Source organism: Microterricola viridarii (assembly GCF_001542775.1).
Taxonomy (GTDB): domain Bacteria; phylum Actinomycetota; class Actinomycetes; order Actinomycetales; family Microbacteriaceae; genus Microterricola; species Microterricola viridarii_A.
In genome coordinates, this window is the sequence record NZ_CP014145.1 from 2,114,724 (window position 1) to 2,130,096 (window position 15,373).

Annotated in this window: 12 protein-coding genes; 5 read left to right on the plus strand and 7 right to left on the minus strand. The window is 66.5% G+C overall.

The genetic code is table 11. The features are described 5' to 3' along the window. Positions 1-43: 43 nt before the first annotated feature. Together pth and AWU67_RS09775 are read right to left on the minus strand one after the other, a co-directional pair. A complete protein-coding gene (gene pth, locus AWU67_RS09770; RefSeq protein WP_067232536.1) occupies positions 44-631 on the minus strand; it encodes an aminoacyl-tRNA hydrolase in 588 nt (195 codons plus the stop codon). 50 nt (positions 632-681) lie between these two features. Further along, positions 682-1,257 (minus strand): 50S ribosomal protein L25/general stress protein Ctc, encoded by a 576-nt coding sequence (locus AWU67_RS09775; RefSeq protein ID WP_129586804.1) that lies wholly within the window; start codon positions 1,255-1,257, stop codon positions 682-684. 248 nt (positions 1,258-1,505) lie between these two features. On the opposite strand from AWU67_RS09775, the gene AWU67_RS09780 reads away from it, so the two are divergent. Further along, on the plus strand, positions 1,506-2,225 hold the full coding sequence (locus AWU67_RS09780; RefSeq protein ID WP_067228355.1) for a FadR/GntR family transcriptional regulator: 720 nt from the start codon (positions 1,506-1,508) through the stop codon (positions 2,223-2,225). A gap of 149 nt (positions 2,226-2,374) precedes the next feature. On the opposite strand, the gene AWU67_RS09785 is transcribed toward AWU67_RS09780, so the two are convergent. The 4 genes from AWU67_RS09785 to AWU67_RS09800 form a co-directional block, all read right to left on the minus strand. Then, on the minus strand, positions 2,375-3,421 hold the full coding sequence (locus AWU67_RS09785) for an L-idonate 5-dehydrogenase (RefSeq protein WP_067228357.1): 1,047 nt from the start codon (positions 3,419-3,421) through the stop codon (positions 2,375-2,377). 25 nt (positions 3,422-3,446) lie between these two features. Then, positions 3,447-4,220 carry an SDR family oxidoreductase gene (locus tag AWU67_RS09790; RefSeq protein ID WP_067228359.1) on the minus strand — a complete coding sequence of 258 codons (774 nt, stop codon included), beginning with the start codon at positions 4,218-4,220 and terminating at the stop codon, positions 3,447-3,449. 89 nt (positions 4,221-4,309) lie between these two features. Further along, complete coding sequence (locus AWU67_RS09795) at positions 4,310-5,713, minus strand: GntP family permease (RefSeq protein WP_067228361.1); 1,404 nt, start codon at positions 5,711-5,713, stop codon at positions 4,310-4,312. A gap of 119 nt (positions 5,714-5,832) precedes the next feature. Further along, complete coding sequence (locus AWU67_RS09800; RefSeq protein WP_335339007.1) at positions 5,833-6,390, minus strand: gluconokinase; 558 nt, start codon at positions 6,388-6,390, stop codon at positions 5,833-5,835. Positions 6,391-6,671: 281 nt separating this feature from the next. Here AWU67_RS09800 and gndA point away from each other — a divergent pair, with 281 nt between their 5' ends. Further along, complete coding sequence (gndA, locus tag AWU67_RS09805) at positions 6,672-8,120, plus strand: NADP-dependent phosphogluconate dehydrogenase (RefSeq protein ID WP_067228363.1); 1,449 nt, start codon at positions 6,672-6,674, stop codon at positions 8,118-8,120. A 164-nt stretch (positions 8,121-8,284) separates the two neighbouring features. Further along, on the plus strand, positions 8,285-9,136 hold the full coding sequence (locus tag AWU67_RS09810) for a hypothetical protein (protein ID WP_067228366.1): 852 nt from the start codon (positions 8,285-8,287) through the stop codon (positions 9,134-9,136). Between the two features lie 30 nt (positions 9,137-9,166). On the opposite strand, the gene AWU67_RS09815 is transcribed toward AWU67_RS09810, so the two are convergent. Further along, positions 9,167-10,534 carry a glycosyltransferase family 2 protein gene (locus tag AWU67_RS09815; protein WP_067228368.1) on the minus strand — a complete coding sequence of 456 codons (1,368 nt, stop codon included), beginning with the start codon at positions 10,532-10,534 and terminating at the stop codon, positions 9,167-9,169. Positions 10,535-10,890: 356 nt separating this feature from the next. Here AWU67_RS09815 and AWU67_RS09820 point away from each other — a divergent pair, with 356 nt between their 5' ends. Continuing rightward, entirely contained in the window at positions 10,891-12,273 is a 1,383-nt protein-coding gene (locus AWU67_RS09820) for a nucleotide sugar dehydrogenase (protein ID WP_199922279.1), read from the plus strand. A 321-nt stretch (positions 12,274-12,594) separates the two neighbouring features. Continuing rightward, complete coding sequence (locus AWU67_RS09825) at positions 12,595-15,300, plus strand: cell wall-binding repeat-containing protein (protein ID WP_160329737.1); 2,706 nt, start codon at positions 12,595-12,597, stop codon at positions 15,298-15,300. Positions 15,301-15,373: the final 73 nt, after the last annotated feature.

A 15,373-nucleotide genomic window follows, 5' to 3' on the forward strand; every position in this document is an offset into this window, starting at 1 on the left:
CGCGGTGGGCGGAGCGGCCGGCCGTGGCGGCCAGGTGCTGCGGCTACGCGGAGGGCGCGTGCACCTTCTGCTGCGCGGCGAGCAGGCCGTCTGTGATCACGAGTTCGACGGCATCTGCCGCATCGGAGAGCAGGTTGGGCAGCACTGCGCGTTCGGTCGAGGAGAAGCCCTGCAGCACAAAGTCGGCCGGGTCCTGCCGGCCGGGCGGGCGGCCGACGCCGACCCGCACTCGCACGTAGTCGGGCGAGTCGGCGGCCTTGGCGATGTCGCGCAGGCCGTTGTGGCCGCCGTGGCCTCCGCCGCTTTTCAGCTTGACGGTGTCAAAGGGGATGTCGAGCTCGTCGTGCACGACGATGAGGCGTTCCAGCGGCAGCGAGTAGAACTTCAGCAGCGCCGAAACGGGGCCGCCGGAGGTGTTCATGTAGCTGTTCGACTTCGCCAGCACGAGCTTGGGCCCGCCGGGGCGGAGGAATCCCTCGGCCACTTGGGCGGGTGTCTTGTGTTTCTTGAAGGTGGCACCGATGCGTGCGGCCAGCTCGTCGACGACCATCTGGCCGACGTTGTGGCGGTGGTTGGCGTAGCCGGGCCCGGGGTTGCCGAGCCCGACGACCAACCAAGTGTTGCCGGGCACAGAATTCACGGAGTGCTCCTTCTGCGCCCGGCGAAACAGGGTGAAAATGATTACTCGGCAGCCTCGGTGCCCTCGGCCTTGGCCGCGGCGAGTGCGTAGACGCTGAGGACGAGAGCGTTGGGCTCCTCGACCAGGGTGGAGCCGGCGGGCAGCACGACGTCCTTGGCGAGGACCTGAGCACCCTCGGTGAGGCCGTCAACGTTCACGACGACGCTGGTCGGGATGTTGGTGGCCTCGGACTCGAGACGCAGGGTGTGCAGGTCCTGGTCAACCTGGGTGCCGGAGAAGGGCTCGCCCTCGACGTGCACGGGGATCTCAACCTCAACCTTTTCGCCCTTGCGGATGACGATGAGGTCGATGTGCTCGATGATCTGGCGGACCGGGTCCTTCTGCACGTCCTTGACCAGGACGAGCTCGCTCTTGCCGGCGATGTCCAGGTTGAGCAGCGCGTTGGTCTTGCGCAGGATCAGGCCCATCTGGTGTGCGGGCAGGGTGACGTGCTGCGGCTCGGAGCCGTGGCCGTAGATGACGGCGGGGATCTTGCCCACGGCGCGGATCTTGCGGGCAGCGCCCTTGCCGAAGGACTCGCGGACCTCGGTTACAACCTTGTCAACGTCGCTCATGATGATTCTCCTTGTGGGCAGATGCCCATTGTGGGCGCGGAGCCCAGATCGATGTCCGTCCAGGCCGGGGGCCTGGATCGTCAACTCGAACGCATGTCAGCGTGAGGACAAGCCGCAAAGCCCCTCCACCGCGTCGATAACGGATGCCAGATTCGCCGGTTTCGGCAGATCTGCGGCATCCCTCGCCGAAGTTCAGTGGCCTAGTCTACCAGCCAGCGAAGCCGGCCCCAGACGCCCGCTACTCTCAAGGTATGTCTTCCCGCCTGCACCAGCTAGTGATCGAAAGTGTCGGTCAGCGCGTTGTCGCGGGCGAGCTCGCCGCTGGAGAGACACTGTTGGCCGAGCGGCTCGAAAACGAGCTCGGTGTCTCGCGCTCGGTGGTGCGCGAGGCCGTGCGCGTTCTGGCCTCGCTCGGACTGGTCGAGTCCGTCAAACGCGTGGGCATCCGCGTGCTGCCGATGAGCTCATGGTCGCTGTTCGACCCGTCGGTCATCCGGTGGCGCATCGCATCGGATGGCAAGGGAGCTCAGTTGCGCTCGCTGACCGAGCTGCGCTCCGCGGTCGAACCCGCAGCGGCGGAGTTGGCGGCGGAACACGCGCCGGACGACGTTGCCGCCGAGCTGATGGCTGTGGCAGCGCAGATGCGAGCCGTCGGCCGATCCGGCGACCTGCAGCGCTTCCTAGAGCTCGACGTCCGTTTCCACACTCTTGTGCTCTGCGCCTCCGGCAACGAGATGTTCACCGAGCTGCGCGGCGTCATCGGCGAGGTTCTGCGCGGCCGGACGGACTACGGGCTGATGCCGACACACCCGCACGAAGAGGCCCTGCAGTGGCACGTCGATGTCGCGGATGCGATTCAGGGTCGACGGGCGGAGGCCGCGCGTGCCGCCATGGACCGAATCATGCGACGCACGACCGCCGAGGTGGAGCAGGTGTGGCTGGATCAGCCGCGCCAGTTCCTCGCCGAGTGACTCCCGGGTTTCGTTCGGCGCCTTAACGCCGACAGGCCCAACCGGCGTGGAACCCGCTGATTGAGCCTGTCGAAATCCGTCGATCATCGGTAGCCGTCCAGAGGATGCCTGAGAACTGGCTGCCGCCTTTCGCGACGCTGCGCGTCGCACTAGGAGAAGCGCAGAAGCACCTTGCCGCTGGCGGAGGAGTCGCGCGCGACCTCGAAGGCCTCCAACGCGTCGGCGGCGTCGAACTCGTGCGTGACGACGGGTCCCACCTGGAGCGATCCGTCGGCCAGCGCGGCGATGACCTCGTCGATCTCGTCGTTGAAGCGGAACGAGCCCACGAGCTCCAGCTCCCGGGTGATCGCCAGCGAGATCAGTGCGGGCTGCTCGCCGGATGGCAGCAGGCCCACCATGACGACGCGGCCGCCCCGGGTGGTTCCGCGCACGGCCGAGGCGAGGCCCCGGTAGTTGCCGGAGGTCTCGAAGGCGATGTCGGCCTGCACCGACGCGATGGTGTCGGCATCCGTCGCCACGATCGTGCGCGTCGCGCCGACGGCGGTGGCGATCTCGAGCGGCTTGTCGAACATGTCGACGGCGATGATCTCGGCGGCGCCCGCGCGCTTCAGTACGGCGACGACGAGCGCGCCGATCGGGCCGCTTCCGACGACGAGCACGCGCTTGCCGGCGACGTCCCCGGCGCGCGAGACCGCGTGCCAGGCGACGGCGGCCGGTTCGACGAGGGCGGCCTCACGCAGCGAGAGGCCAGCCGGCAGTGCGCGGAGCATGCGTGCGGGCAGCACCGCGTACCGGGCGAAGGCGCCCTCGGTGTGCGGGAACCGCGCCGCGCTACCCAAGTAGGTACAGCCGGGCGAGAGGTTGGGGCTCTCGGCGGGGTAGGGCGAGCCGTCGCCGGCGCCGGGTGTCGCGGGGTGCACGGCGACGTCGGTTCCGGATGCCGGGCCGCTGCCGTCAGCGGCGGCGACGAGCACGCGGCCGACGACCTCGTGGCCGAGCAGCATCGGCGCCTTGAGGATGGACTCCCCCGCTGCGCCGTGCTGCCAGTAGTGCAGGTCAGAGCCGCAGATGCCGCCATAGGCGATCTCGACGACGGCCTCGTCGGCGGCGGCGGTCGGCACGGCGACAGACTCGATGCGCATGTCGCCGGCGGCGTGGGCAACGACGCCCAGGGTTTCGGTGGGGATGGTGCTCATGTTTTTCCTCCGCTGCTTCGTGTAGCTAAACGACGACCGTCATGCCGCCGTCGATGAAGACGACCTGACCGTTGACAAAGTTGGATCCTGCCGACGCCAGCCACACCGCGGGACCAACAAGGTCTTCGACCGTGCCCCAACGGTGTGCCGGCGTGCGGCCCAGGATCCACTCGTTGAAGACGGTGTCGTCGACGAGGTTCTGCGTCATCTCGGTGTGGATGTAACCCGGCGCGATCGCGTTGATCTGCAGGCCGTGCGACGCCCACTCGGCCGTCATGGCACGGGTGAGGTTGCGGATGCCGCCCTTCGACGCCGTGTACGGCGCGATGGTCGGGCGGGCCAGGTCGGTCTGCACCGAGGCGACGTTGATGATCTTGCCCGCGCCACGCGGGATCATGTGGCGCGCGGCCTCGCGGCCGACGAGGAATGCGCTGGTCAGGTTGGTGCGCAGCACGCGCTCCCAGTCTGCGACGTCGAGGTCGAGCATCGGCACGCGGTGCTGCACGCCGGCGTTGTTCACGAGGATGGCGAGCGGGCCGACCTCTGCCTCGATCCAGTTGATGGCGGATGCCGTGGCGTCGGCGTCCGTGACGTCGAACGCGATCGCGCGCACCCGGTCCTCACCGACCTCGGCGGCCAGGGCCACGCGGGCGGCCTCGAGCCGCGCCTCATCGAGACCGTTGAGCACCACGGTCGCGCCGGCGGCCGCGAGGCCCTTGGCGATCGCCGAACCGATGCCACGGCTGGAACCCGTGACGAGGGCGATCTTGCCCGTCAGGTCGAACATGTTCACTGTCATAACTCTCCTCGATACTGCTTATTAAGCAGAGAGGCGCGAATCACCGAATGCGATCCGCGCCCCTCTCAACCGCTGTGATGCTGATGTTGCTAGAGGGTGCTGGCAATCAGGTAGATGCCGAGCGAGAGGATGAAACCGCAGGTTCCGATCAGGGCCTGGCCGACGGTCCATGTCTTCAGCGTGGTCTTGGTGTCCATTCCGAAGAACTTGCTCACCAGCCAGAAGCCAGAGTCGTTGACGTGGCCGGCGAACACCGAACCAGCCGCGAGGCTGAGCACGATGGCGACGGTCTGCACCGCGTTGAATTCGGGGTTGCCGAGCACGACCGGCTGGATGAGGGCCGCGGCCGTCGTGAGGGCGACGGTGGCCGACCCCTGGGCGATGCGCACGACGGCGGCGATGACGAAGCCGGCAACGATGACCGGCAGGCCGATGGCGTCGAGCGAGTCGGCGATGGCGTTGCCGATTCCGCTGGCGCGCAGCACGCCACCGAACATTCCACCGGCACCGGTGATGAGGATGATGGAGCAGATCGGGCCGAGCGCGCTGTCGACGACGGTCTCAACGAGCGAGCGCTCCTTCTGCTGGCGCCATCCGAGCAGCCACATGGCCATCAGAACGGTGATCAGCAGGGCGATCGGCACCTCGCCGAATGCGCGCAGCACCTGCACCCAGGTGTCTTCGAGCGAGACGACGCCGGCGGTGGCCAGCATGTTGAGGCCGGTGTTCAGGAAGATGAGGCCGAGGGGAAGCAGCAGCAGGAAGACGATGGTGCCGAGCTTCGGGGCCGAGCGGAACTTGTTCTCGATCGAGTCCGCCGGGGCATCCAGGATGGTGGGGACGGGGATGTTGAAGCGGCGACCGAGGAACTTACCGAAGAGGTAGCCGGCGACGTACCACGTGGGGATCGCGACGAGGAGGCCGAAGATCAGCACGAGTCCGACGTCGGCACCGAGCAGGCCGGTGGCGGCTACGGGACCCGGGTGCGGCGGCACGAAGATGTGCATGACCGAGAAGGCCGCTGCGGCGGGGAACGCGTAGAGGAGCAGCGAGCCACCAAGACGGCGTGCCACCGTGAAGATGATCGGCAGCATCACGACGAGGCCGGCATCGAAGAAGATCGGGAAACCGAACATCAGCGACGCCACCGAGAGCGCGAGCGGCGCGCGCTTCTCGCCGAACGTCTTGATCAGGGCGTTGGTGAGCACCTCCGCTCCACCACTGACCTCGAGCATGCGGCCGAGCATCGCGCCCAGACCCACGAGCAGCGCGACGCTGCCGAGGGTGGAGCTGAAGCCGCTCATGAGCGTCGGAACCAGCCCAGCGGCAGGGATGCCCGTAGCAACCGCGGTCACCACGCTGACCACGATCAGCGCCACGAAGGCGTGAATGCGGAACTTCATGATCAATACGAGCAGCAACGCGATCGCGCCGGCTGCGACGAGCAGGAGGCCTGGCGTACCAAGCGTCCAGTTGAGCTCGAGGTCAGTCATCGTTGTCTTTTCCTTTTTGTGATGTTGTTGTGCATCAGTGTCGATGCGGTGATACAAGCGCCACACTGCGTTTGTGCGGCGCCGCACGGTGGCGGGCGCGGCCAGAGGCCGCGCGAGTCTTACTGGACCGTTGGGCTGAGGGCGCCGAGCGCGGCCCGGACGAAATCAACGATCTCGGTCGGGGTCATGGTCAGGTCGACCGCGATTCCCCGCTCATCGCTTTGCAGCGGCTCCAGGGTGGTGAACTGCGAGTCCAGCAGGCTGTTCGGCATGTACTCGTGCACGCGGTGGCTCTGACGCTCCGAGATCACGGCGCGTTCGCCAGTCAGGTGCACAAACACGGTGCTCGGTGCGTGTGCCACGAGCTGGTCGCGGTACTTGCGCTTGAGTGAGGAGCAGGCGACCACGATCGGGTGGCCATCCGCAAGCTCAGCGCCAATGCGCTCGGCGATGATCTCCAGCCAGGGCGCCCGGTCTTCGTCGTTGAGCGGGTGACCCGCGGCCATCTTCTCTTTGTTGGCCCGAGGGTGAAGGTCGTCACCGTCGATGAACTCGAATCCGAATGCGGCACCGAGAGCGGTTCCGATCGTGGACTTCCCCGATCCTGAGACTCCCATCACGATCAACGGAGGCAGGCTCGCGGGGATGTTGCTCCCGTTCACTGGGCTATTGGGCACGGCGATGAACTCCTCAGACGCTTCATTACATCTGACTCTTTACCGTTACCGGAGTTATAAATCAGATTTATTACAAATACGCTAACACGCCGATACGGGCTCAGCTCCCACCCATTCGACACTCAAAAAGGCACCAGCGAACAGTCGATCTTTGCCAAGCCTCCCCGTCGATGGAGCCAAACCCGTCATGTGCACATCGTGCGGCCAGGCCTTTGCTAGCGTTATCGAAGGGTCGATCACTCTGCCCGGCATTCCACCCAACCGTGTATTGGAGCATCCCCATGTCGAATTCTCAGGCAAACATCGGCGTGATCGGAATGGCGGTGATGGGCTCCAACCTCGCCCGCAACCTCGCCAGCCGCGAAGGTAACACCGTCGCGATCTACAACCGCTCCGCCGAGAAGACGCGTGCCGTCGCCGCCGAGTTCCCGGACGCCGGCTTCGTTGCATCCGAGACCATCGAAGACTTCGCCGCCTCTCTGCAGAAGCCGCGCACGGCCATCATCATGGTGCAGGCCGGCCGCGCCACCGACGCCGTGATCAACCAGCTCGTCGAGGTCTTCGAACCGGGCGACATCATCGTCGACGGCGGCAACGCGCTGTTCACCGACACCATCCGCCGCGAGAAGGCCGTGCGCGAGACCGGCATCAACTTCGTCGGCGCCGGCATCTCCGGCGGCGAAGAGGGCGCCCTGCTCGGCCCGTCGATCATGCCCGGCGGCAGCGCCTCGGCGTGGGAGACCCTCGGCCCGATCCTCCGCTCGATCGCTGCTGTCGTCGATGGCCGCCCGTGCGTCACCCACGTCGGCACCGACGGTGCCGGCCACTTCGTCAAGATGATCCACAACGGCATCGAGTACGCCGACATGCAGCTCATCGCCGAGGCCTACGACCTCATCCGCCGCGGCACCGGCAAGAGCCCGGCCGAGATCGCCGACATCTTCGCCGAGTGGAACACCGGCGAGCTCGAGAGCTACCTCATCGAGATCACCGCCGAGGTGCTCCGTCAGACGGATGCCGCCACCGGCGCCCCGCTCGTCGACGTGATCCTCGACCAGGCAGGCGCAAAGGGCACCGGCGCGTGGACCGTGCAGACCGCCCTCGACCTCGGCATCCCCGTCTCGGGCATCGCCGAGGCCGTGTTCGCCCGCTCGCTGTCGTCGAAGCCGGCACAGCGCGCCGCGGCATCCGCCCTGCCCGGCCCGGACGGCGACTTCACCGTCGCCGACGTCGACGCCTTCGTCGAAGACGTGCGCCTCGCCCTCTACGCCTCGAAGATCATCGCCTACTCGCAGGGCTTCGACGCCATCGTCGCCGGTGCAGAGGAGTACAACTGGGACATCAAGAAGGGTGACATCGCCGCCATCTGGCGCGGCGGCTGCATCATCCGCGCCCAGTTCCTCAACCGCATCACCGACGCGTACGCCGAGAACCCGGGCCTCGTCGCGCTGGTCACCGCGCCGTACTTCACCGACGCCGTCGCCGGAGCCCAGTCGGCATGGCGCCGCGTCGTGATCGCCGCCGCCCAGGCCGGCATCCCCTCCCCCGCGTTCTCGTCGTCACTGGCGTACTACGACGGCCTGCGCGCCGACCGTCTGCCGGCCGCGCTCGTGCAGGGCCAGCGCGACTTCTTCGGTGCGCACACGTACAAGCGCGTCGACCGCGACGGCACCTTCCACACGCTGTGGTCCGGCGACCGCAGCGAGATCCAGGCCGTCGACACGCACTAACACTCACGCCCACCGCATGCGGTGGCAACGAAGCGCCGCCCCACCGAGTGGGGCGGCGCTTTCGCATTGCTGCGCGCGGCCTGCCGATCTCGACGGCGGCCCCGCAGCGGCGTAGCATCTCCCGGTAGTCGCCCCAGAGCGGGCGCGCTCAGGAGCACACCGCCATGACTTCACGTTCAGAGCACGTCGTGCCCCAGCAGCGCGCGCGCGCCCGACTGGCCCGGCGCAGGGTGAACGGCCTGCTCTCGGCCGCCGCGCTGCTCGCGCTGGTCGCACTCACGGCATGCGCGCCGAGCAGTGCGCAGGGCGACGGATCCCACTCCTCCACGGGCAAGCCGGGCCCGTCGGGCGAGACGCCGGCACAGGGCTACCCACTGCACACCAACATCGTCTCGACGACGTTCTGGGTCGGCGAGATCTTCGACCCGAATGCTTCCGACGGCAGCCAGATGATCTCGACCTACGACAGCCAGTGGTTCCAGCACTACGGCGGATGCGACGGCACGAGCGTGGCCGGAACGTGCGAGACCGAGGCACGCACCGCGGCCAATGACTACTTCCCGACCTCGATGACTCCGCTGCTCAACCCCTTCTACCTCGATTTGCCCTTCGACGACGTCAACGACCCCGACGCATTCGCCCGTCGGGCCGAAGTGATCCCCTGGGCGAATGCGCCGGAGTACCAGGGCCAAGCCCAGAACAACGAGGTGAGCATGATGCTCAACCGGTGGGTCAAGCTGATCAAGGGTGACCGGGTCTGCTACGGCCAGATCGCCGATGCGGGGCCCGGCCAGTACAACGACGCCGACTACGTCTTCGGCAGTCAGGACGCCCGCCCGCAAAACCGCAAGTTCAACGGTGCGGGCATGGATGTGTCGCCCGCCCTGAACGGCTGCCTCGGCTTCAGCTCCCTGAACGGCGAGGACGACCGGGTCGACTGGCAGTTCGTCGAGGAAGCAGATGTGCCGCCGGGGCCCTGGCTGCGCCGGGTCTCCCAGGGACACGAGGTGCACTAACCACAGGGCGGCGGCTCGCTCTCACCGCCCTCAACCGCCCGGGCTGGCGACCTCGCCCCGGACGACGTCGAGCCGGCGCTCGGGGCTCACCCACCGGCCATCGCCGTGCATCCTGCGCGATGCCCACAGGGTGCTCAGGCAAATCCACGCGTCAGCGGCGCGCACAATCGGGAAGAAGACCCCGACCGCCAGGAGCTTCGGTCGCTTGAGCACGATCGCCGCGAAGAGCGTGAGCGCGTAGTCGGGCAGCACCAACACGAAGAGCACCTGCCACGGGGTGACGATCGCCAGGAGCGAGTCAGACCAGACGACGGCACTGCTCCACACGTGAAGTTGCGGCCAGATCGCGTTGTCTACCTGCAGCACGGTATTGGGGTTCGAGGCCTGCAGCAGCGCGGCGACGATCGTCGCGGCGAGCAGCGGCAGAAGCAACAGGTAGACCATCGCGCTCGTCGTGATGTCGAGGATGTAGAACCCGAGCGCGACCCAGAATTTACGCCAGCGGAATCGATGCTTGCGTGCCGTCTGCCAGAACCCGAGGCTCCATCGCCGCGTCTGATTCAGGTAGTCCCGGATGGTGCCCGGGTCTTGGGTGTACGCGACCGCGGCCCGGGGGTGGAACTCGATCCGGCCCAGCTGCTTGGCATGCACCTCGAACGTCATGTTGAAGTCTTCGATCACCAACCCGGGCGGAGCGATGTCGATGTGCCGCAGCACCCGGGTGCGATACATGCTCGCGAACCCGGGAACGATGAATATCGCGTTGGCCCGTTTCGCCGCTTGCCCGTATTTCAGGAACAACTGCAGCACAACGTAGAGACGCTCGCGATAGCTGACCAGTACTCGACCGAGCCGCGTCGGCGGGGCCGGCTCTGGCAAAGTCCGCACCCGGCCGGCGACGGCGACAACTTCGGGGTCGGAGAACAGCCGGAGACCGGTGTCGAGATAGTCCGGCGCGAGGTGGGTGTCGGCATCCAGCAGCACCATCACCTTGAACCGTGTGACGATCTGGAAGTGGTCGAGCGCAGCGACCAGGGCGCCGGCTTTGCCCCTATTCGGGTTCAGATCGAGCACCTGCGCACCCTCTGCCCGTGCGATCGCGACCGTGTCGTCGCTGGAACCGTCGGAAACAACATGAATCTGCGACAGCGGCACGTGGCCTGCTGCCTGCCTGATCGTTCGCGCAATCACCGCAGACTCGTTGTGCGCGGCAAGCAGGATCGCCACGTCTTCGATTCCGATGACGTCCGCACCCTCCCCCTCGCGAGACGGCGCCCCCGGCGCCGCAGCGAGCGGATCGGTTCCGAACTTCTCTGCGGCGAAGCGGAGCAGCCCGACAATGATCCAGAAGATGGTGCTCGCGCCGACGAGCAGAACGATGACGATCCCAATGAACACTCGGCACTCCCGCCGCTCTTCCGCCCCCAAATGAGCGCCGCCGGCCCGTGACACCGCGTGCAGCCCTGCCGGCGCCCGACGGGTGCACCGAGGGTAATTCTGGCGACCACGCTAGCCGCTTTAGCCGTGCGCCACCAGAGCGTTGCACTGACACAGGAGGGGGCAGTCCCTGAGATTCGCGTGACCCCCATAGTGGGGGTAGTGGAACCCGTGGCCATTTGATTTTTGCGATGTTAGAGTCCCCTGTAGCAAAGCCGAGGAAACCTCGGCTTCAATGTAAGAAAACTTGTTTGTGATCATCGGGGTGACCACGACCCGCACGACAGGATTTCGGCATGGTCATGGATAAAATTCGTTTGCGCAGCGACACCCGCGCCGGCGCACTACTCGAACCTATTGATCTCGAACAGGTTGGGTTCAAGCAGCTTGATTTCTCCCCCACACCCGTGCTCAAACCGCGTTCGGGGCCGGTGAAATCGAACTTCCGCTATGACATCGCGATCATCGGAATGGGTTACGTCGGGCTGCCAACGAGCCTCGCTTTCGCCGAGACAGGCCTCCGGGTGCTGGGAATCGAGCTGAGCGAGCGGCGCATCGAAGCCATCACAGACGGTCATGTCGACCTGCTGGCCTCCGATCAGGAGCGGCTCAGCAACGCCAGGCACAACGGCTTGCTCACCTTGTCTGGCGACCCTGCGTTGCTCGCCCAAGCCGCAGCAGTGATCGTGTGCGTGCCGACCCCCGTTGACGCGTACCTGGTGCCGGACCTCAGCCTGCTACGGGCGGCCTGCGCCACCGTGGTGGAGCACGCCGTCGCAGAACAGGTGCTGATCCTCACGTCGACCTCCTACGTCGGCAGCACTCGAGATTTGATGGTGAACCCGCTGGTCGAGCGTGGTTTCACCCCAGGAACCGACATCTTCATCGCATTCAGCCCGGAGCGCATCAACCCGGGTGCGGCGGGCTTCGCCCACGAAGATGTCCCACGCGTGGTCGGCGGTGCAACCCCGAATTGCACCGCCGCCGCGGCTACTATCGTCGGCAGCTACGTCACGCAGATTCATCCGGTCAGCTCCATGGAAGCGGCCGAGATGACCAAGCTGGTTGAGAATATCTTCCGAGCCGTGAACATTGCGCTGGCCAACGAGTTCGCCGACGTCAGCGCGCTGCTCGATCTCGACGTTGTCGAGGTCATCAACGCCGCTGCCACGAAGCCATATGGTTTCATGCCGTTCCTGCCTGGACCCGGCGTCGGTGGTCACTGCATCCCCTGCGATCCGCACTACCTGCTCTGGCAGCTGCACAAGGAACGCCGCAGCGCACCGCTCATCGAACAGACAATGAGCCTGATCGCCGCCCGACCTCGGCATGTGGTGGATCGCGTGCGGGAGTTGCTCTCGGCCAAGGGCCGCGGCCTCACGGGTACCAGGGTGATCGTCGTCGGTGTTGCGTACAAGCCGGATGTCGAGGATGTGCGCGAGTCTCCGGCCCTCGAGGTGATGAGTTCTCTGCTGCACGAAGGCGCGATCGTCGCCTACTACGACCCGCTGTGCCCGCATGTGCGGCTCCACGACGGTTCCATGCTCGCCAGCATCGGCGATCCATCGGAGTTCGGCAGCGACGTCGCCGTGATTCACACGGCTCACACCGGGGTCGATCTCGGTTGGCTCGACGACGTCGACCTTGTGCTCGACACCAGCTATTCCGCCAGCTCCATCAGCCACGCGGTGCGTCTCTAGCGCCGCCCTCAGACGACGGATGTCGCCCGCTCTGTGCCATGCGGCATCCGTCCCCCTCCCGCAGAACACCGCAGGAACACCGATACACACGCTCTCCCGAAAACCCGCTGTGGTTCCCACCTTGCGAGCGCGGCCGACTCTAGACAGCCCGCTACAACACAACCCGAAGATCGGAATCTGATGTCTCGTCATTCAGCCCGTGCCCGCCGCGAGTCGGACGCAACCGACCCCTCGCCCGCAGAAGCACCACGGCCGCGAAGAAGACTGAGATTCATAGCCCTCGGCACCATCGCCACCCTCGCGGTGACCATGGGAGCGAGCGTGTTGGCAGTAGCACCGGCGCAGGCTGCGGGTGAGACCGTCGTCACGCTCACCTTCGACGACGCCAACGCCGACCAGATGCCCGCCGCCGCGTTGTTGAAGGACAAGAACCTTCCCGCCACCTTCTTCATCAACTCGGGGTACCTCAACCAACCGGGATGGATGAGCACGGCCGACCTGGCCACACTCTCCTCAGAGGGCCACGAGATCGGCGGCCACACCCGCAGCCACCCGGATCTCGTGCAGGTACCGGCCGACGAGGCTCTTCGGCAGATCTGCAACGACCGCGTCGTTCTATCGAACCTGGGCTACAAGGTCACCAGTTTCGCCTACCCTTTCGCCTCGTCCAACGCCAGTACTGAGGCTGCCGTGCAGAGTTGCGGCTATAACAGTGGCCGCGGGCTCGGCGACTTGCGCACCGCCCCGGGAACACCGTGTGCAACTTGTGACTTCGCTGAGTCGATCCCGCCGACGGACCCGTATTGGACTCGCGCGGCCGACCAAGTTGACTCGAGCTGGACGCTTCAGCGACTGCAGCAGACCGTCACCGACGCTGCGGCGAACGGTGGTGGTTGGGTGCAGTTGACGTTCCATCACATCTGTGACGGTTGCGACCAGCTCGCACTCTCGCCGGCCGTGTTCGACCAGTTCACCACGTGGTTGGCGGGCTGGAAGAATGGCACGAGCACCCAGGTCAAGACGGTGGATCAGGTCATCGGTGGCACTGTGAAGCCGCTCGTCTCAGGTCCGGTCTTCGTGCCGCCTCCCGCAGCCGGGCCCGGAGTGCAGGCACTGCAGAACCCCAGCTTCGAGACTGTCGACGCGTCAGGCCTGCCGACGTGTTGGTGGGACTCCTTCTACGGCATCAATACCGCTACCTTCGCCACAGTGAGCCCCGGGCGCACGGGCAATAACGCCTCACAAGTGACCGTCAGTGGATACACGTCCGGAGACGCGAAACGATTGCAGATATTCGACGGCGGAGCGTGCGCCCCGACTGTGGTCACCGGCCAGACGTACTCGCTCAGGGCCTGGTACAAATCGACTGGAGCAACCCAGTTCACCGTGTACTACCGCCAAACCGACGGCAGCTGGCTGTACGGCACCTCGAGCCCCTGGTTCGCCGCTGCGACCGACTACACCCAAGCGGTCTGGGACACACCGGCAATTCCCGCGGGCGTGAACGGAATCAGCTTCGCGCTCAACGTCTTCGGAAACGGCCAGCTCACGACGGATGACTACGCGATGTACAACACCGTTGGCGCTCCGCCTGCACAAGAACTCACCTCCGCAGTTCCCACCATCACCGGAACCGCAAAGGTCGGATCGGTACTGACCGCCAACGCAGGAACCTGGGCCCCGGCACCGGTCACACTCGCCTACCAGTGGCTCGTCGGCAACACCGCCGTCACCGGCGCGACAGCCGCCACCTACACCCCAGTGGCCGCAGACGTCGGTAAGACTGTCACCGTGCAGGTCACGGGCACGAAGACCGGCTACGCCACCAAGGCCGTGACAAGCGCCGCCACCGCGGCAGTCGCTGCCGCCACGGTCCCGCAGCTCGTCGCTCCCGTGCCCACCATCACGGGCACCGCCAAGGTCGGATCCGTGCTGACAGCCAACGCTGGAACGTGGACACCGGCGCCGGTCACCCTCGCCTACCAGTGGCTCGTCGGCAACGTCGCCGTCCCCGGCGCGACGGCCAAGACCTACAAGCCAGTGGCCGCGAACGTCGGCAAGACGGTCACCGTGCGGGTCACAGGCACGAAGACCGGCTACGCCAGCAAGGCGGTCACCAGCGCAGCCACCGCCGCGGTGGTCGCCGCCACAGCGCCGAAGCCCCCGATCCGACTGTCCGGCGCGAACCGGTACGAGACGTCGGCCCGGATCTCGGCTGCCACATTCAGCCCCGGCGTGCCCGTCGCGTATGTCGCGACAGGCAGCGACTTCCCCGACGCCCTCTCCGGCGGCCCGGCTGCCGGAGCGACCGGAGCTCCGATGTTGCTCGTGTCGAGCACCGGCATCCCGCCGGCCATCATGACCGAGTTACTCCGGTTGAAGCCGGCACGAATTGTCGTGCTCGGCAGCAGCGGCGTGGTCTCCAGCGCCATCGAGAGCGCGCTGGCGAAAATCTCGCCGACTAGCCGCATCGCGGGTGCCGACCGCTATGAGACATCCGCGCGAATCTCGGCCGCGACGTTCAAGCCCGGTGTTGCTGTGGCATACGTCGCCACCGGGGCGGACTTCCCTGACGCGCTCTCCGGCGGTGCGGCAGCTGGCTCCCAGGCTTCCCCCGTGTTGCTCGTGCAGCCCACGAGCGTCCCCGCGGCCATTCGCGCGGAGCTACAGCGGCTCAAGCCCGCGAAGATCGTCGTCTTGGGCAGCACGGGCGTGGTGTCTGCTGCGGTGGCCACAGCGCTTAATGGGATCGCACCGACGACTCGCGTCTTCGGGGCCGATCGCTATGCGACCTCAGCGAGTATCTCCGCAGCCGTCTTCTCGCCCGACGTGAAGGTCGTCTACCTGGCGACCGGCGCTGATTTCCCCGACGCCCTCTCCGGCGGCCCCGCGGCCATCAAGGAGGGCGGCCCGGTATTGCTCGTCCGGGGGACTCGATTCCCGCGGCCATCGGTGCAGAGCTCTCCCGGTTGCGCCCGCAGCGCATCGTCGTGTTGGGCAGCTCCGCCGTGGTCAACGATGCGGTGATGGCCGCCGCACAGACGTATGTGCCGTAGGGCGCAGCGGCGTCCACTGGCCGTGCCTGCGGACGATCGCTACC